The organism is Edaphovirga cremea (genome assembly GCF_003332275.1).
Taxonomy (GTDB): Bacteria; Pseudomonadota; Gammaproteobacteria; order Enterobacterales; family Enterobacteriaceae; genus Edaphovirga; species Edaphovirga cremea.
On record NZ_QOVA01000014.1, the window covers coordinates 68,939 to 87,056 of the forward strand.

At 51.7% G+C, this 18,118-nt stretch carries 19 protein-coding genes; 9 read left to right on the forward strand and 10 right to left on the reverse strand.

Features of this window, described 5'->3' with window-relative positions; translation table 11 throughout:
* Positions 1-2 precede the first annotated feature (2 nt).
* Positions 3-944 carry a zinc ABC transporter substrate-binding protein ZnuA gene (gene znuA / locus DRI82_RS17135; RefSeq protein WP_114195155.1) on the reverse strand — a complete coding sequence of 314 codons (942 nt, stop codon included), beginning with the start codon at positions 942-944 and terminating at the stop codon, positions 3-5.
* Between the two features lie 75 nt (positions 945-1,019).
* On the opposite strand from znuA, the gene znuC reads away from it, so the two are divergent.
* A complete protein-coding gene (znuC, locus tag DRI82_RS17140; protein ID WP_114195124.1) occupies positions 1,020-1,796 on the forward strand; it encodes a zinc ABC transporter ATP-binding protein ZnuC in 777 nt (258 codons plus the stop codon).
* Positions 1,789-2,574 carry a zinc ABC transporter permease subunit ZnuB gene (gene znuB, locus DRI82_RS17145; protein WP_114195125.1) on the forward strand — a complete coding sequence of 262 codons (786 nt, stop codon included), beginning with the start codon at positions 1,789-1,791 and terminating at the stop codon, positions 2,572-2,574. The genes znuC and znuB overlap by 8 nt, the downstream gene beginning before the upstream one ends.
* 89 nt (positions 2,575-2,663) lie before the next feature.
* Here the strand turns inward: znuB and ruvB are convergent, their stop codons facing one another.
* The 7 genes from ruvB to DRI82_RS17180 all read right to left on the reverse strand — a co-directional run bounded on the left by ruvB (position 2,664) and on the right by DRI82_RS17180 (position 8,373).
* On the reverse strand, positions 2,664-3,668 hold the full coding sequence (ruvB, locus tag DRI82_RS17150) for a Holliday junction branch migration DNA helicase RuvB (RefSeq protein ID WP_114195126.1): 1,005 nt from the start codon (positions 3,666-3,668) through the stop codon (positions 2,664-2,666).
* Between the two features lie 8 nt (positions 3,669-3,676).
* Positions 3,677-4,294 carry a Holliday junction branch migration protein RuvA gene (gene ruvA, locus DRI82_RS17155; protein WP_114195127.1) on the reverse strand — a complete coding sequence of 206 codons (618 nt, stop codon included), beginning with the start codon at positions 4,292-4,294 and terminating at the stop codon, positions 3,677-3,679.
* Between the two features lie 113 nt (positions 4,295-4,407).
* On the reverse strand, positions 4,408-4,929 hold the full coding sequence (gene ruvC, locus DRI82_RS17160; RefSeq protein WP_114195128.1) for a crossover junction endodeoxyribonuclease RuvC: 522 nt from the start codon (positions 4,927-4,929) through the stop codon (positions 4,408-4,410).
* 151 nt (positions 4,930-5,080) lie between these two features.
* Positions 5,081-5,824, reverse strand: coding sequence for a YebC/PmpR family DNA-binding transcriptional regulator (locus tag DRI82_RS17165; protein WP_114195129.1), 744 nt, complete (start codon positions 5,822-5,824; stop codon positions 5,081-5,083).
* A gap of 21 nt (positions 5,825-5,845) precedes the next feature.
* Positions 5,846-6,289: a dihydroneopterin triphosphate diphosphatase gene (nudB, locus tag DRI82_RS17170; RefSeq protein WP_114195130.1), complete on the reverse strand. Its 444-nt coding sequence runs from the start codon at positions 6,287-6,289 to the stop codon at positions 5,846-5,848.
* Positions 6,289-8,085: an aspartate--tRNA ligase gene (gene aspS / locus DRI82_RS17175; protein ID WP_114195131.1), complete on the reverse strand. Its 1,797-nt coding sequence runs from the start codon at positions 8,083-8,085 to the stop codon at positions 6,289-6,291. The genes nudB and aspS overlap by 1 nt, the downstream gene beginning before the upstream one ends.
* Before the next feature lie 12 nt (positions 8,086-8,097).
* A complete protein-coding gene (locus DRI82_RS17180; RefSeq protein ID WP_114195132.1) occupies positions 8,098-8,373 on the reverse strand; it encodes an FmdB family zinc ribbon protein in 276 nt (91 codons plus the stop codon).
* A gap of 345 nt (positions 8,374-8,718) precedes the next feature.
* Between DRI82_RS17180 and DRI82_RS17185 the strand changes: the two genes are divergently transcribed.
* From DRI82_RS17185 to cmoB, 5 genes are all read left to right on the forward strand, one after another.
* Complete coding sequence (locus DRI82_RS17185) at positions 8,719-9,294, forward strand: hydrolase (protein ID WP_114195156.1); 576 nt, start codon at positions 8,719-8,721, stop codon at positions 9,292-9,294.
* Positions 9,295-9,355: 61 nt separating this feature from the next.
* Entirely contained in the window at positions 9,356-10,174 is an 819-nt protein-coding gene (locus DRI82_RS17190; RefSeq protein WP_114195133.1) for a DUF72 domain-containing protein, read from the forward strand.
* A 147-nt stretch (positions 10,175-10,321) separates the two neighbouring features.
* Positions 10,322-10,717, forward strand: coding sequence for an MAPEG family protein (locus tag DRI82_RS17195; RefSeq protein WP_114195134.1), 396 nt, complete (start codon positions 10,322-10,324; stop codon positions 10,715-10,717).
* A 123-nt stretch (positions 10,718-10,840) separates the two neighbouring features.
* Entirely contained in the window at positions 10,841-11,584 is a 744-nt protein-coding gene (cmoA, locus tag DRI82_RS17200; RefSeq protein ID WP_114195135.1) for a carboxy-S-adenosyl-L-methionine synthase CmoA, read from the forward strand.
* Positions 11,581-12,552 (forward strand): tRNA 5-methoxyuridine(34)/uridine 5-oxyacetic acid(34) synthase CmoB, encoded by a 972-nt coding sequence (cmoB, locus tag DRI82_RS17205; RefSeq protein WP_114195136.1) that lies wholly within the window; start codon positions 11,581-11,583, stop codon positions 12,550-12,552. The genes cmoA and cmoB overlap by 4 nt, the downstream gene beginning before the upstream one ends.
* Positions 12,553-12,715: 163 nt before the next feature.
* Here the strand turns inward: cmoB and cutC are convergent, their stop codons facing one another.
* Positions 12,716-13,474 (reverse strand): copper homeostasis protein CutC, encoded by a 759-nt coding sequence (gene cutC, locus DRI82_RS17210; protein WP_114195137.1) that lies wholly within the window; start codon positions 13,472-13,474, stop codon positions 12,716-12,718.
* Between the two features lie 107 nt (positions 13,475-13,581).
* On the opposite strand from cutC, the gene DRI82_RS17215 reads away from it, so the two are divergent.
* Positions 13,582-14,727: a MalY/PatB family protein gene (locus DRI82_RS17215; RefSeq protein ID WP_114195138.1), complete on the forward strand. Its 1,146-nt coding sequence runs from the start codon at positions 13,582-13,584 to the stop codon at positions 14,725-14,727.
* Between the two features lie 209 nt (positions 14,728-14,936).
* On the opposite strand, the gene DRI82_RS17220 is transcribed toward DRI82_RS17215, so the two are convergent.
* On the reverse strand, positions 14,937-15,497 hold the full coding sequence (locus tag DRI82_RS17220; protein WP_114195139.1) for a VOC family protein: 561 nt from the start codon (positions 15,495-15,497) through the stop codon (positions 14,937-14,939).
* Positions 15,498-16,311: 814 nt separating this feature from the next.
* Here DRI82_RS17220 and argS point away from each other — a divergent pair.
* Positions 16,312-18,042 carry an arginine--tRNA ligase gene (argS, locus tag DRI82_RS17225; RefSeq protein WP_114195140.1) on the forward strand — a complete coding sequence of 577 codons (1,731 nt, stop codon included), beginning with the start codon at positions 16,312-16,314 and terminating at the stop codon, positions 18,040-18,042.
* The last annotated feature ends 76 nt before the right edge of the window (positions 18,043-18,118 follow it).

Below are 18,118 nucleotides of genomic sequence, written 5' to 3' on the forward strand. Positions count from 1 at the left end.
CCTCATTTGTCTTTCTCCAGGCAGCTCACGTATTGGCTCGACAGATGTGACAAGAAGGTCACATAACTATCCTTTCCCAATGCGATACCGCTACCCAACGGATCCAATGTGCCCGATCGCACATCTGTTCCTTTGGCAACGGCATTGATTACGGCCGGCCTGAATTGTGGCTCAGCAAAAACGCACACGGCTTTGTGCTCAACCAACTGTGTTCGAATGTGATGTAAACGCTGTGCGCCGGGCTGAATTTCAGGATTGACCGTAAAATGTCCAAGCGGTGTCAGGCCGTAGTGTTTTTCAAAGTAGCCATAGGCGTCATGAAAAACGAAATATCCCTTACCCTGCACAGGCGACAGCATCTTACCAATTTTTTGGTCGGTTTGCGCTAATTGAAGCTCGAACTGACGTAGGTTTGCGTCTAATTTGTCACTATTTTGCGGCATAAGTTCCAAAAGTTTTGCATGAATGGTGATCGCCGCCTGTTTTGCAATCTCTGGGGAGAGCCAAATGTGCATATTATATTCGCCATGATGATGATCATCATCTGCCGATTCAGCGTGTTGCGCGTCATGTTCATCCTCCTCATCGCCCCGCATCAGGAGAGGCGTAATAGTGGGTAATTGCGCCAAGGCAATCTGTTTGCCAGCAGGGATTTGCGCGAGGGATTTGCTTAAAAACGCCTCCATATCCGGTCCAACCCAGATAACCAGATCCGCCTGGCCTAAACGCTGGACATCCGAAGGGCGCAAGGCATAATCATGCGGCGATGATCCATCAGGTAACAGCACTTCTGTTGGCAATACACCATCAGCAATCGCCGAGGCGATAAAACCCAGCGGACGGACAGAAGTCACCACCGCAGCCGATACACTGCTTAAAGAAGTCGCAACTATTAAGGCTCCTGCGAAAAAGGTGCGCTTAAACCATAAATTATTTTGTATCATATTGAGAAATCCCATCGTTTTGCCTCGCAAGACGTTATATTATAACATTCCACTTATATTGCAAAACGTAATCCTATGTCCACACTGGCAACACTGAATAAAGTTTCGGTCGCTTTTGGTAGCCGCCGGGTTCTCTCTGATATTTCGCTCTCGCTGAAAGCAGGCCGGATATTAACGCTTCTCGGCCCGAACGGTGCAGGGAAATCGACCCTGGTACGCGTGGTTCTTGGCCTGGTGGAACCGACCAGCGGCACCCTGCAACGTGAAGCCGGTCTACGTATCGGTTATGTGCCACAAAAACTGCACCTTGATGCCACGCTGCCACTGACGGTCAGCCGTTTCATGCGTCTTAAGCCCGGTGCCAAAAAGGCGGATATTCTTCCCGCACTGAAACGGGTGCAGGCGGCGCATCTGCTCAATCAACCCATGCAAAAACTTTCTGGTGGGGAAAATCAGCGCGTGTTGCTGGCGCGGGCGTTGCTCGTTCAACCACAGCTTCTGGTGTTGGACGAGCCGACCCAGGGGGTGGATGTCAACGGCCAACTCGCGCTGTATGATTTGATTGACCAATTGCGACAGGAATTGGGATGTGCGGTACTTATGGTTTCTCATGACCTGCATCTGGTGATGGCCAAAACAGACGAAGTATTGTGCCTCAATCAGCATATTTGCTGTTCCGGCACGCCGGAAGTGGTCTCCATGCACCCTGAATTTATCGCCATGTTTGGCAATCGCGGTGCTGAACAACTCGCCATCTATCGTCACCACCATAATCATCGCCACGACCTGCAAGGAAGAATTGTGCTCAAAACACCTGCGACAAAGCAACACGGGAGCCATGGGCATGATTGAGTTACTCCTTCCCGGCTGGTTGGCTGGCGTCTTGTTGGCAAGCGCTGCGGGTCCATTGGGATCTTTTGTCGTCTGGCGACAGATGTCTTACTTTGGCGATACGCTGGCGCATGCCTCACTCCTGGGCGTGGCGTTCGGCCTGTTGCTCAATGTGAATCCTTTCTATGCGGTGATCGCAGTAACTCTGGTTCTGGCGCTGGTGTTGGTCTGGCTAGAGCGCAAACCCCAACTGGCCATTGATACGCTGCTGGGGATCCTTGCGCACAGTGCTCTTTCGCTCGGTCTGGTGGTGGTCAGTCTGATGTCCAATGTTCGCGTTGACTTGATGGCTTATCTGTTTGGCGATCTTTTGTCCGTGACGTTAAGCGATATCTGGATGATCGCAGCGGGAGTGGTGGTGGTTCTGATTGTGCTGCTCTGGCAATGGCGCGCCCTGCTATCAATGACCATCAGCCCGGAGCTTGCCCACGTAGATGGCGTGAACTTGCAGCGCGCGCGCGTGGTTCTGATGCTGGTAACGGCACTGACCATTGGTCTGGCGATGAAGTTTGTCGGCGCATTGATTATCACGTCATTACTGATTATTCCTGCCGCAACGGCCCGCCGTTTCGCGCGAACCCCAGAGCAGATGGCCAGTATCGCGGTGGGAATCGGGATGATTGCCGTGACCGGCGGTCTGACTTTTTCAGCTTTCTACGACACGCCTGCCGGCCCGTCAGTGGTACTTTGCTCGGCCGCCATGTTTGTATTGAGCTTGAGTAGAAAACAACTGGCGTGATTGCTGCGCCCACTGACAAACCAGCATTTATAAAGAAACGGGGCGCGATATTATCGCGCCTCGTTCAATTTTACGGCTGAGAACTGTGATTACTCTTCGCGAGTGATACCAAAGTGTTTGTATGCATGATTGGTGGCGATACGCCCACGCGGAGTACGTTGCAGAAAACCTTGCTGAATCAGGTAAGGCTCAAGAACATCCTCGATCGTTTCACGTTCTTCACCGATGGCGGCGGCCAGATTGTCCAATCCCACCGGCCCCCCCATGAACTTATCGATCACTGCCAGCAACAGTTTCCGATCCATAAAGTCAAAGCCTTCGGCGTCCACATTCAGCATATCCAGCGCCAGACTGGCGACGTTACTGTTGATCCTGCCATCGGCTTTCACCTCGGCAAAATCCCTCACACGCCGTAACAGACGGTTGGCGATACGCGGGGTGCCGCGCGAACGGCGGGCAATCTCATGGGCACCGTCCTCAGACAGTTCCAGATTGAGGCAATTCGCGCTGCGCCCGACAATGTGTTGCAGATCGGCGACCTGATAGAACTCCAGGCGTTGCACAATACCGAAACGGTCACGCAGCGGGGCTGTCAATGAACCGGCGCGGGTCGTTGCGCCCACCAGGGTAAATGGCGGCAGGTCGAGTTTGATTGAGCGCGCAGCAGGGCCTTCGCCAATCATGATATCCAACTGGTAATCCTCCATCGCCGGATAGAGAACTTCCTCAACAACCGGCGACAGGCGATGGATTTCATCGATAAACAGTACATCGTGAGGCTCAAGATTGGTCAGCATCGCCGCCAGATCGCCCGCTTTTTCCAGTATCGGCCCCGAGGTGGTGCGCAGGTTAACACCCATTTCGTTGGCGATAATATGCGCCAGCGTGGTTTTACCCAGCCCCGGTGGCCCGAAAATCAGCAGATGATCCAGCGCATCGCCGCGCTGTTTGGCCGCCTGAATGAAGATTTCCATCTGTTCGCGAACGTGCGGCTGCCCAACATACTCATTGAGCAGTCTGGGGCGTATAGCCCGATCGATAATTTCCTCTTCGCTAATAACAGCAGGGGAAATCAGGCGGTCAGCTTCAATCATCCTTTACCTCACAACGCAGCGCGAAGTGCATCGCGGATTAACGTTTCACAATCCGCGCCCGGTTTTGCATTTTTGCTGACCAGACGGCTGGCTTCCTGCGGCTTGTAGCCCAGGGCAACCAGTGCTGAAACCGCTTCTGCCTCAGCATCGGCTTCTTGTTTGGCCTGTGACGAAACGGCGGGCAACGTGATGTCGGTCGAGTTGTTGAACAGATCGCCATTCATTCCTTTGAACCGATCTTTCATTTCAACGATCAGACGTTCGGCGGTTTTCTTGCCGACGCCCGGCAGTTTAATTAGGGTCGCGACCTCTTCCCGCTCCACGGCGGAAACAAACTGCTGCGCTGACATCCCGGAGAGAATAGCCAACGCCAATTTTGGCCCCACTCCGTTAACTTTTATCAGTTCACGAAAGAGCGCCCGCTCTTGCTTGTCGTTAAAACCGTATAAGAGCTGGGCATCTTCACGCACGATAAATTGGGTGAAAACAATGGCTTCCTGACCCAATTCCGGCAACTCATAGAAACAGGTCATCGGCATGTGAACTTCATAGCCCACGCCGTTGGTTTCCAGCAACACCAGCGGTGGTTGCTTTTCCAGAATAACTCCCCTGAGACGACCTATCACTTTGTATTCCTCGCGCGGTTAATAGCGGCAACTGTTGGCTTTGGCAACTGTTCATTTCTGCAATAAAGGCGTTTATACCATAGAAAAGGCTGGATGGATATCCAGCTTGCGGCTCAGCGCATCCGCCCTCGCGCCAGTTGCAGGCGATCGTTATTCATTCTGATCGCATTCTGGCTGACGTGGCAATGGGTAATGGCGATAGCCAGCGCATCGGCGGCATCCGCTTGCGGATTGGCAGGCAGTTTCAACAATGAGCGCACCATATGTTGCACCTGGCTTTTTTCTGCGGCACCACTGCCAACGACGGTCTGCTTCACCTGCCGCGCAGCATATTCAAATACCGGCAGATCCAGATTCACCGCGGCAACAATGGCCACGCCGCGCGCCTGCCCCAGCTTGAGCGCCGAGTCAGCGTTTTTCGCCATGAACACCTGTTCAATCGCGAAAAATTCGGGCTGGAATTGGGTAATGATCTCCGTCACCCCCGCATATATCAACTTCAGTCGGGTCGGCATATCATCCACAACAGTGCGGATGCAGCCGCTGCCCAGATAGCTCAATTGCCGGCCTTCCTGACGAATAACGCCATAACCGGTGATGCGCGAACCGGGGTCGATCCCGAGAATTATTGCCATAACTGTACAATCACCCTGTATTGTCGCTGTCGCGAATACTGTGATGGCCCATCGCGGGCCATCATCTTGCCGCATGCCCAGCCGGTGATTATCTACCGCAGCATAGGGATGTACTTCAGACACTCTTATTTATGTATACAATATTGCGGCACTAGAGTGTTTCTGCCACTTCGTCAGAAATTTCACCGTTATGGTAAACCTCCTGAACGTCATCGCAATCTTCCAGCATATCAATCAGACGCAGCAGTTTAGGGGCGGTTTCCGCATCCATGTCTGCTTTGGTGGAAGGAATCAGCGACACCTCAGCCGCCTCAGCCTTAAGACCTGTGGCATCCAGCGCATCTTTCACGTCACCAAAGCTTTCTGGTGTTGTGAATACATCAATCGCACCGTCGTCATAGGTCACTACGTCATCAGCACCCGCTTCCAGGGCCGCTTCCATCACCGCATCTTCATCTTCACCCGGTGCGTAGGAAATCACCCCTTTTTTGGTGAACAGGTAAGAAACCGAGCCGTCAGTCCCCAGATTGCCGCCGCACTTGGTAAACGCATGACGCACTTCAGAAACGGTACGATTACGGTTGTCACTCAGGCACTCTACCATGACGGCGGTACCGCCTGGGCCGTAACCTTCATACACGATGGTTTCCATATTGGTATCATCGTCACCACCCACGCCACGCGCGATTGCGCGGTTCAGCGTATCGCGGGTCATGTTGTTCGACAGAGCTTTATCGATTGCCGCACGCAGACGCGGGTTTGCAGCCGGATCGCCACCCCCCAATTTGGCTGCCGTCACCAATTCACGAATGATTTTGGTGAAAATTTTACCGCGCTTTGAATCTTGCGCAGCTTTGCGGTGTTTGGTATTGGCCCATTTACTATGACCTGCCATAAGAATCTCCAAAAAGTCCGGTTAGACTGAATAATTAACAAACTCTTCAATCGCCTGCTGATTACTCCAGGACTTGGTTAATGCCGCCGCACTGGCGGCATCAAGCCACTGGTAGGCGTGGTGCTCGGTAATAACGAGATCACGCGGTTCGGGTAATGCCAGACAGAACCAATGTTCTTTATTTCGTGTCACACCCGGAGCATAGCGATAGCGCAAATGCGCAAAAAGCTCAAACTCCACACAGCGCTGACAGTCAAGTAAGGTCAGGTTTTCACTGGCGATATCCACGCCTATTTCTTCCATTACTTCACGCTGTGCGGCATGCTCGGGTGACTCCCCCTCCTCCAGACTGCCGGTCACCGACTGCCAGAAATCAGGGTCATCACGCCGTTGTAACATCAGCACCCGGCCATTGGATCTGGCGTAAATCACCACCAATATTGACTCAGGGCGCTTATAGTTCATCAGATAGTCTCAAGTTTATCGCTGTCGTCGGCAGATTTCCTGGCGATCACACCGATCGACAACTCTTGCAGCGACGCCGGATTGGCAAAGCTGGGTGCTTCGGTCATCAGGCAGGCAGCCGCCGTGGTTTTCGGGAACGCGATAACGTCACGGATATTGTCAGTACCGGTCAGCAGCATCACCAGACGGTCGAGGCCGAACGCCAGACCCGCATGCGGCGGCGTACCAAATTTCAGTGCGTCCAGCAGGAAGCCAAACTTCTCACGCTGTTCATGTTCATTGATGCCAAGAATGCCAAACACGGTTTGCTGCATTTCAGTCCGGTGAATACGCACGGAACCGCCACCCACTTCATAGCCGTTTATGACCATATCGTAAGCGTTGGCAATGGCAGACGTAGGTTCAGCCTGCAACTCTTGCGGTTGCATATCACGCGGTGCGGTAAACGGATGATGCATGGCAGCCAGACCGCCCTCACCATCTTCTTCGAACATCGGGAAGTCGATCACCCACAGCGGAGCCCAACTGCCTTCGCGCGTCAGTTTCAGATCGCGACCGAGCTTCAGGCGCAACGCACCCATCGCATCGGTAACGATTTTGGCACTGTCAGCGCCGAAGAAAATGATGTCGCCATCTTCTGCTGCCGTGCGATCCAGCAATGCCGTCAATACGTCCTCACTGAGGAATTTGGCGACCGGGCTCTGTACACCTTCCAGGCCCTTGGCACGTTCGTTGACCTTGATATAGGCCAAGCCTTTTGCACCGTAGATTTCAATGAATTTCGCGTATTCATCAATTTGCTTGCGGCTGGTTTGTGAGCCACCCGGTACGCGGATTGCCGCAACGCGGCCTTTTGGATCGTTGGCCGGACCGGCGAAGACTTTGAATTCAATCTCTTTGAGCAGATCGGCCACGTCCACCAGCTCCAGCGGGTTGCGCAGGTCTGGTTTGTCCGAGCCAAAACGGCGCATGGCTTCAGCAAAGGTCATGATCGGGAAATCACCCAGATCCACACCCTTCACGTCCAGCCACAGTTCACGCACCAATTTCTCCATCACTTCACGCACTTGATCCGCGCTCATGAAAGAGGTTTCTACGTCGATCTGGGTAAATTCAGGTTGACGGTCAGCACGCAAATCTTCATCGCGGAAACATTTTACAATCTGATAATAACGGTCAAAGCCAGACATCATCAGCAGTTGTTTAAACAACTGCGGGGATTGCGGCAGCGCATAGAACTTGCCTTTGTGTACGCGGCTCGGCACCAGATAGTCACGCGCACCTTCCGGCGTGGCTTTGGTCAGCATCGGCGTTTCAATGTCTAAAAAGCCCTGGCTATCCATGAAACGGCGCACAAAACTGGTGATACGCGCACGCGCTTTCAGGCGCTCGGCCATCTCGGGGCGACGCAGATCCAGATAACGGTATTTCAGGCGTTGTTCTTCGCTGTTGATTTGATTGGAATCCAGTGGCAACGGCTCTGAGCGGTTGATAATAGTCAGGCCATTGGCAAACACTTCGACTTCCCCGGTCGCCATATCTTTGTTGATCTGGCTTTCCGGACGGGCACGCACGGTGCCGGTGATCTGGATGCAGAACTCATTACGCAGTTCTGAAGCCTGTCCGAAAGCGGCCTGATGATCGGGATCGAAGAACACCTGAACGATACCGTCGCGATCGCGCATATCAATGAAGATCAAACCACCTAAATCGCGACGACGATTTACCCAACCACACAGTGTCACTTCCTGACCCACATGGGACAGATTCAGCTTCCCACAATATTCAGTACGCATAACGATATCCTTTTACTCAGCCGATGCTGCAGAGGAGCTACTGGCACCTGCGGCGCCGCTCGTGCTGCTGTTTTCCGAAGCACTTGATTTGTCTTTTTGCTGGCCACCCGGTTTGAAATCTGTCGCATACCATCCGGTTCCCTTGAGTTGGAAACCGGCGGCGGAAATCAGTTTTTTCAGTGAAGGCTGCCCGCACTCAGGACAATCTGTCAGAGGCGCGTCGGATAATTTCTGTAATTTCTCTAACCGATGGTTGCAGGCGCTGCACGCATATTCGTAAATCGGCATAGTTCTGTCTGGATTATTCTGGTTGAAAAAAGGCGGCCATTATAAAGGAAATTCGCGCCATAGATAAGAGCGAACACACATACTGGCAACGACAAACTGGGTTCTGACGCCTTGTTTCCACACATCATTTAACAAATTTGCTAACAATACCTGCAACTTTTCCTGTTCTCAGTAGAATAAACTCATGGCATAACCTTGTATATGTGTACTGCCGCATAGCGATCGCTCTTCGGTTATCAAGCACCTATCCCCTGCTTTCTGGAGCTGAATACTGTTATGGATACGAATACTGCTATTGCTCTGAAAACATCTGTTGAAGCGAAAGCATCTGTTGAAGCAAAAGACATGGCGTTAGACGCCAAAACCACCGCGCTGGTGCTGATCGATCTCCAGCGCGGAATTTTACCCTTTGCCAGTGGCCCTTACTCTGCGCAACAGGTCGTTGCCAATGCGGCAAGGCTGGCTGAACGGTTCCGCGCGCTCGGTTCCCCCGTCATACTGGTGCGGGTGGGCTGGTCTGATACGTTTGCTGAAGCACTGAAGCAGGAGGTCGATCAACCGTCCCCCACGCCAGCCGGTGGACTACCAGCAACCTGGTGGGAATTTCCTGAGGAACTGGCCGTCAGCGAGCATGATATCAAGGTGGTCAAACGCCAATGGGGTGCCTTCTACGGTACCGATCTCGATTTGCAGTTACGCCGTCGTGGTATCAAAACAATTGTTCTGGCCGGGATTTCTACTAATATTGGCGTGGAGTCGACAGCGCGCTCCGCCTGGGAGCACGGTTATGGGCAGATTATTGTCGAAGATGCGTGTAGCGCCCACAGCGCAGAAGAACACAACGCCAGCGTCAACGTGATCTTCCCGCGCATTTCCCGCGTGCGCACCGCTGAACAGGTGTTGGCTGCATTGTCAGAGTAAATCCCACGTTGCCTGCGGATTTTTGCCATTGCGCAGGTGTTTAAGGAGAGCATCACCCTTCATGTTTATTGGACTGCCGCAGTGGCATCATAATGCCTGGGCAAAGTTAGGTATCAATGACTTAGCCGACTACAGCCGCTATTTTAATTGCGTCGAGGGGAATACGACGTTCTATGCGTTGCCAAAAGCGGAAATTGTCCACCGCTGGCGTGATATGACGAACGATGATTTTCGCTTCTGTTTCAAGTTCCCTTCCACGATAAGCCATCAGGCATCGCTGAGAAATTGCCAGAAAGAGATCGACGCCTTCTTTCAATGTCTCGATCCGCTCAATTCCCGCATCGGCCAACTCTGGTTGCAGCTCCCTTCGGCGTTCAGCCCGATGGAATTACCCGCCCTCTGGACGTTTTTAGATGCCTTACCCAAGGCGTTCACCTACGGGGTCGAAGTGCGCCATCCTGAGTTTTTTGCCAAAGGCGAGGCCGAATTACAGCTCAACCGCGGGCTTTCGCAACGAGGGATCAACCGTGTGATTCTCGACAGTCGCCCGATCCATGCCGCCGTTCCCCATTCAACGGCAGTGCGCGAAGCACAACGAAAGAAACCCCGATTACCTGTGCACCCGGTTGACACCGCGGGGCAGCCACTGGTGCGTTTTATCGGCGGTGATGTGATTGATGACAATCTGGCTTTCTTCACTCCCTGGTTTGAAAAGCTCCGTAACTGGCAACAAAGTGAGACCCGCCCTTACCTTTTCATTCATACGCCGGATTGCAGTGACGCGCCGCAGCAAGCACAAAAAATATGGCAGCAACTTGAGAAATTTATCCCGCAGACCGGGCCTTCCCCCGATTGGCCAGAACAAAACTCCCTGTTTTGACTTGGGAGTTATCTGACATACTGCTTTCCATACTGTAAAACGTTGATTACATAACACAGCGAGCAATAACGTGATTCCTGGCGACAGACACCCTCATTCGCAGTTATTATCTCTGCGCCACGAAATGGTTGGGCAATGGAGTTTAAAATGGTAAGCGCGCTTTATGTTGTGCTCGGCGCACTGTTGTTGATTAAGCTGTCATTTGATGTTGTGAAGTTAAGGATGCAGTACCGGGTCGCTTACGGTGACGGCGGCTTTTACGAGTTGCAAATTGCCATTCGCGTTCATGGCAATGCGGTGGAGTACATTCCCATCGGGGCTATTTTGCTGCTCATGATGGAAATGAACGGTGCTGATGTGTGGATGGTTCATCTTTGCGGATTGATGCTGATTACGGGTCGTCTGTTCCATTTCTATGGATTGAAACATCGGGAAATCCGCTGGCGTCGTTCTGGTATGGGAGCTACGTATGTTTCCCTGTTGCTGATGATACTCATCAATATTTGGTACCTCCCCTGGTCGCAAATACTGACTTTGCGCTAGGGTGCTAATAACAGGCGGCGCACATGCCGCCTTGCTGCCAATAAGTCCACAGACTCTCCTGCATGATTTATCGCGCTTATCTGCTAGAATAGCCCCCCTCAATTTCCGATCATATTTAGCGCCATGCCAAACCGCGATACTCTCTTTTCTGCCCCGATAGCCAAATTGGGCGACTGGACCTTCGACGAACACGTTGCCGAAGTTTTTCCTGACATGATCCAGCGTTCTGTGCCGGGTTACTCCAATATCATCTCGATGATCGGTATGCTTGCCGAGCGTTTTGTCCAACCCAATAGTCAGGTTTACGATCTGGGCTGTTCGCTGGGTGCCGCAACGCTGTCGATGCGCCGTAATATTACTGCACCGGGCTGTAGGATCATCGCCGTTGATAACTCCCCCGCGATGGTTGAACGCTGTCGTCGCCACATCGAGTCCTTTCGCGCAGATACCCCTGTTGAGGTGATCGAGTCAGATATTCTCGACATTACGCTTGAGAATGCCTCGATGGTGGTGCTCAATTTCACCCTGCAATTTCTTGCACCTGACGATCGCCAACGAGTGCTGAATCAGGTCTATCAAGGCTTACGCCCCGGTGGCGCGCTGGTTTTATCAGAAAAACTCAGCTTCGAAGATGCCGATGTGGGCGAACTGCTGTTCAATATGCATCACGATTTCAAGCGTGCGAATGGTTACAGCGAATTGGAAATCAGCCAGAAGCGCAGCATGCTGGAAAACGTCATGCTGACGGATTCCGTGGAGACCCACAAAGCGCGGTTGCGCATGGCGGGTTTTGAACATGCGGAAACCTGGTTTCAATGCTTCAACTTTGGTTCATTGATTGCGTTGAAAGGCGGGGAAACGGCATGACGGATTTTGGGGATTTCTACCGGTTGATTGCCAAAGGCCCGTTAAGCCATTGGCTCGACACCCTTCCTGCGCAACTCAGTGCCTGGCAGCGCGAATCACTGCATGGCAAATTCAAGCTATGGTTCAATACGGTTGAGCACCTGCCGACCCTCACGCCAGATCGGCTGGATTTACTGCACAGCGTCACCGCCAGTCTGGACACGCCTTTGACAGACGGCCAGCGTGAAGGGGTTGAAAATCTGCTGCGCAACCTGATGCCGTGGCGCAAGGGGCCTTTCTCTTTATATGATATCGAGATCGATACCGAATGGCGTTCGGACTGGAAATGGGACCGGGTTTTACCGCATATTTCGTCCCTGGCGGGGCGCATGATTCTGGATGTCGGTTGCGGCAGCGGTTACCACATGTGGCGAATGATTGGCGCAGGTGCCCACTTTGCAGTGGGTATCGACCCGATGCAACTGTTCTTGTGCCAATTCGAAGCCGTCCGCAAGCTGCTCGGCGGAGATCAGCGCGCACATTTGCTGCCACTGGGTATTGAGCAACTTCCTGAACTGGCGGCGTTTGATACGGTATTTTCGATGGGCGTGTTGTATCACCGTCGTTCGCCACTGGATCATCTCTATCAATTGAAGAACCAACTGGTGAGTGGCGGCGAATTGGTACTCGAAACCCTGGTTGTTGCAGGTGATGCACTGCAGGTTCTGGTTCCTGGCGATCGCTATGCACAAATGCGCAATGTCTACTTCATTCCCTCTACCGAGGCGCTGAAAGCCTGGCTGGAGAAATGCGGTTTTGTTGACGTAAGAATTGCTGATATTTCTGTCACCAGCCTTGAAGAGCAGCGCCGTACGTCGTGGATGACCAGTGAGTCTCTGGCAGAATTCCTTGATCCCGACGATCAGAGTAAAACCGTTGAAGGCTATCCAGCGCCACAACGCGCGCTATTGATTGCTCGTAAACCCTGATCTGCCTGCCTGTTCAATCCGTTTTTGCACAAAAAAAGCCCCGACAAATGTGACGGGGCTTGGTACTTGCGCAGGGCGACGCAAAAGGGTCTAACGACCCATTAAATCAATGCACTGTGCCACTGAGTCAGTTTATTGCTGCAAGCTGATTATTCGCCACAGGCTAGGCAGACTGCGATAAATGAACGCTACCCCCCAGTGCGCTTTTCATCGCTTCCACCACATCAGCATCAACGCAATAATGACTGAATTCATCGAATTCATTGTCAGAACACATTGTGACACCTGCCTTCCGGTAACGCATGCTGGAAGGCACCGTATGCCCGGCAGAACTGTGCAGCTCTTTAATGCCAATATCGACAAACTTGCGCAAGTTGGTCAATCGTACACCGGCACCCGCCATAATGACGGGACCTTGAGTGGCATTAAGCAGTTCCCGCAGCAACGCAAGCCCCAACTCTGCGCTCTGCTGTTGTCCTGACGTAAGAATACGGGCAACGCCCAATTGAGTCAGTTGTTCCAATGCAACTTTCGGGTTGAGGCACATATCAAACGCGCGGTGAAAAGTGACCGCCATCCCGCTGCACAGAGCCATGACTTGCTGCATGCGCGGAAGATCAATATGCCCTTCAGAATCAAGCATACCCACAACAACGCCTGGAAATCCCATATCGCGGATACACGCCAGATCGTTTTTAATTACATTGAACTCACTTTGGTTATAGCAGAAATCTCCGCCACGAGGACGAACAATTGGGTGCACCGGGATCGCCACCCCCTCCTTCGCCATTGATAAGGTTCCGTAACTTGGCGTCAGTCCCCCTTCTGCCTGACTCGCACATAATTCGATGCGATCGGCACCCGCCTGTTCAGCAATCAGCGCACATTCGACGCTATAGCAACACACTTCCAATTTAGTCATTTTACCTCCCGGATGACGGCAACCATGCTACAGCACTTGTTAAATCCAGACTATCTCGCGTAGGCTTCAGCAAGCACTCTGTTCAGCCTGTAGAAGGACGGGTAACTATGACATTCAATTTTGATCAATGGGTAGACCGCAGTCACAGTGACAGTGTTAAGTGGAATAAATATAAGCAGCGTGATGTTATTCCGCTGTGGGTAGCCGATACGGACTTTATTTCACCGCCCGCGGTCATCGAGGCATTGCATAAACGCGTATCCGAGGGCGTATTTGGTTACGGTACATTGCCAGCGGAATTGACTGATTTGCTGGTTGAGCGGATGAAAAACCGCTACGGCTGGCAGATAGCACCACATTGGCTGGTTTATTTACCGGGCGTGGTCTGTGCGCTGAATCTTGCCGTCAGGGCATTTACCACTGAGGGCCAGGTCTGCATAACGCCAAGTCCTATTTACCCACCTTTCTCCCAGGCTGTGACCCTTGCCAATCGAACGCAATTGCAAGCACCGCTAGTAAAGAGTGCCGATCGTTGGGTGATGGATTTTAATGCGCTTGATGGACAATTAACCGGCAATGAAAAACTGCTTCTATTATGCAATCCACAAAATCCCGGCGGCACCGTTTACCGCAGAGAGGAGTTGGAACAGCAGCATAAATTTGCGCAGCAGCATAATCTAGTGGTGTGTTCTGATGAAATTCATAGCGACTTAATTCTCGATAGTGATATTCATCACATTCCCTTCGCTGCGTTAAATCCCGATGCCGAACAGCGTGCAATCACCCTAATTTCCCCTTCAAAGACCTTTAATTTGGCGGGGCTCGGCGCGTCGGTAGCCATTATCGCCAATGACGAGTTACGGCGAAAATTTATCCGCCAGCAAAAAGGGATAATACCCAGCGTTAATATATTGGCCTACGTCGCAGCCATTGCTGCTTATCGCGATGGTGAGTCATGGTTGCGTGAGCAAATTGCATATTTAAGGGACAACCGGAATTGGCTGGTGCAGCGTATTAACGCTATGCCGGGGTTATCAATGGTGTCACCTGAAGGCACGTATTTGGGTTGGATCGATGCATCGGGGCTTGCCGTTGATAATCCCTATTCGTTCTTTTTGCAGGCAGGTGTCGCGTTATCCCCCGGCAAGGATTTTGGCGACGATCGGTTCATCCGCATCAATTTCGGCTGCACGCGCGCATTGCTTGAGCAGGCACTACAGCGCATGGAAACCGCCATCCTCAGTTTGAATTGAGATTAGTGAGGAGCGCACAGCAACCGGAGCGTACATCAGTACGTGAGGATTGCGAGCACTGCTCCTCGCCCAAGATGGCAAGTAAAATAGGCTCTAGGCGTTATTGTCGCAGTCAGCTTGGGCAGGGACAGCGCACAGCAACCGGAGCGTACATCAGTACGTGAGGATTGCGAGCACTGCTCCTCGCTCAAGATGGCAAGTAAAATAGCCTAGCGCTCGCTGGCGACGATATCACGCAGACTATAGGGATGAAACTTAATCGTCACACTCCCATCGGTGATGGCCAGGGTCGGGTTTGGGAGACGCTCGTGCTCCCCTTGGGGGGAACTGAATTTCAGTTTGATGCCGGGGGCGAGCAGGGCTTGGTCGGGGAGGTAACTGAGGGCGCGGGCGTAGAGGGTATCGACGTCACTGGGGATGACCAACTCGACGTGCTCCCAACCTTCGTGTGGGTAGCGCTTGTCACCGGGATAGGGTAATTCGATCACGTCTATTTGCCAGGAACAGAGACGTAGCGGGGTTTTCAGGTCAAAGAGGCAGATAGGGCGCCCGTTGATTTCTGTTTCAGATAACAGAGTGGCGCATTGCATAAATCCGCGCCGCCAGCGCTCTGCGGTTGTTACCTGATGACAGCGAACTGAAATGTGATCTGCGGTAAAGCGGGACAAATCCAGCTGAAGTTTTTGGGCAAATGTTTCGAGAACCTGTTCAAAACGTGGAAGATCGGAGGCCAGATCCTGCAACTCGGTAACGGTAGACAACAACGACATAAATCGCCTTACTGGTGTGAATATTCTGAGGCGTAATTTACACCCAGTTTCCCTTGCATACCACTTTGTTTTGTTTTGACTTCTGCAACAGGCCAAATACCGAAGATTATTCTACCATTCGGTTTATACGCTTAATAAAAAGAAAAACCCCAAATCACACATTCTGAGAAATATCCGACAGTACGTTATCAATACGCTTATTTTTGACAAACAGCACCTTCTGCCACGTATTCTAATGGTATGATTCCAGTCAATAAAATGCATACTGAGACTTATCTTAATTAGGTCGAATACGATTGATACTCAGTTATAATTAAGATACCTTATCTTTCCTTCAAAAAAACAGAGAGGGCAACAATGCTCTTATTAACGATATCTGTTGTGTTGATTGTTATCGCTGCTTTTGCGATTTATAAACACTTTATCAGCGCCAGAAAAAACAAGCTTGGATCTGAACGTAGAAAGAAACACTGATTGATAATATTTGTTGTTCCCATCAACTTTATTTGTATTTTTATTGGGCTTCTTCTTCTACCAATTAGTTTATTTATTATTCATTCCCAGGCTCCTGATTTCGCAATTCCACTGCCATACCAAAGAGGGTGAGCCCGACATAAACCGGGCTCACCCTCACCCTCCCCCCTTTCTATAACCCTGCTTCGGTGTTACTGACGCAGGGTGGCAGATAAGGTATAATCGCGCTTTGTTTTACAGTACGCAGGAAATTGAGTGATTTATGTTCTCCCTGCTGCGACTGTTCTATGACCCAGCACGATACCTCCATGGTATCCCTCGTTTTAATTAAGGTATCCCGGTGAATATACAGGCTCTTCTTTCAGAAAAAGTCAGCCAGGCGCTGATTGCCGCAGGCGCACCCGCCGACAGCGAAGCACAGGTCCGTCAATCTGCGAAAGCGCAGTTTGGTGATTATCAGGCCAATGGCGTGATGTCCGTTGCTAAAAAACTCGGTATGCCCCCGCGACAACTCGCTGAAAAAGTAGTGCAACTTCTGGAGCTTGACGGTATTGCCAGCAAGACTGAAATCGCCGGCCCGGGTTTCATCAATATTTTTCTCGACCGCCAGTGGGTCGCCGTCCATGCCGACCATGCTCTGATCGCCCCCAAATTGGGGATTACGCCGGTTGAAGCGCAGACGATAGTCATTGACTACTCTGCTCCCAACGTAGCCAAAGAGATGCACGTCGGCCATTTGCGTTCCACTATTATTGGTGACGCCGCGGCACGTACCCAGGAATTCCTCGGCCATAAAGTGATCCGCGCCAACCATGTGGGCGACTGGGGCACCCAGTTCGGTATGCTGATTGCCTACCTTGAGAAAGTGCAGAATGAAAACGCCAGTGATATGGAGCTTGCCGACCTTGAGCATTTCTATCGTGAAGCCAAGAAGCACTACGACGAAGATGCGCAGTTTGCTGAACGCGCCCGCAGCTATGTAGTAAAACTGCAAGGTGGTGACGAATATTGCCTGAAAATGTGGCGCAAACTGGTTGATGTGACCATGACCCAAAACCAGATCACCTACGATCGGCTGAATGTCACGCTGACCCAAAGAGATGTCATGGGTGAAAGCCTCTACAACTCCATGCTGCCCGGCATTGTTGCCGATTTGAAGGCCAAAGGGTTGGCGGTGGAAAGTGAAGGCGCAACGGTTGTCTACCTTGATGAATACAAGAATAAAGAAGGCGATCCGATGGGTGTCATCATCCAGAAAAAGGATGGCGCTTTTCTTTACACCACCACGGATATCGCCTGCGCCAAGTACCGTTATGAAACACTCGGTGCCGACCGCGTGCTTTACTATATTGACTCCCGCCAGCATCAGCATTTGATGCAAGCGTGGACCATCGTCCGTAAAGCCGGTTATGTCCCGGAGTCCGTACCGCTTGAACACCACATGTTTGGCATGATGTTGGGTAAAGACGGCAAACCGTTCAAAACCCGTTCAGGGGGCACGGTGAAACTTGCCGATCTGCTGGATGAAGCAATCGATCGTGCCGGTAAGCTGATTGCAGAGAAAAACCCGGATATCAGTGAACAGGATCTGAAAGAGTTGGTCGTCGCAGTAGGTATTGGTGCGGTGAAGTATGCTGACCTGTCAAAAAGCCGTACTACCGATTACATTTTCGATTGGGACAATATGCTGGCTTTTGAGGGCAATACGGCACCTTATATGCAATATGCCTATACCCGCGTCGCCTCAATCTTCAAGCGTGCTGAAATTGATCTCAACGGTCTCACCCAACCGATTGTGCTGAATGAAGATCGCGAAGCTGCGCTGGCTACCCGTCTGTTGCAATTCGAGGAAGTTCTGACGACAGTTGCTCGCGACGGTACGCCGCACGTGATGTGTAGCTATCTGTACGATCTTGCAGGCTTGTTCTCAGGATTTTACGAGCACTGCCCGGTTCTCAATGCGCAAAGTGAAGAGATCCGTCAAAGCCGTCTCAAATTGGCACTGTTGACGCAAAAAACGCTCAAACACGGTCTTGATACGTTGGGTATTGAAACCGTAGAACGGATGTAACGACTGTCTATAGCCAAAGTAATCCGTTGAACGATGCCAATCAGTTGCCGCTGATTGGCATTTTTGTATGCAAAAA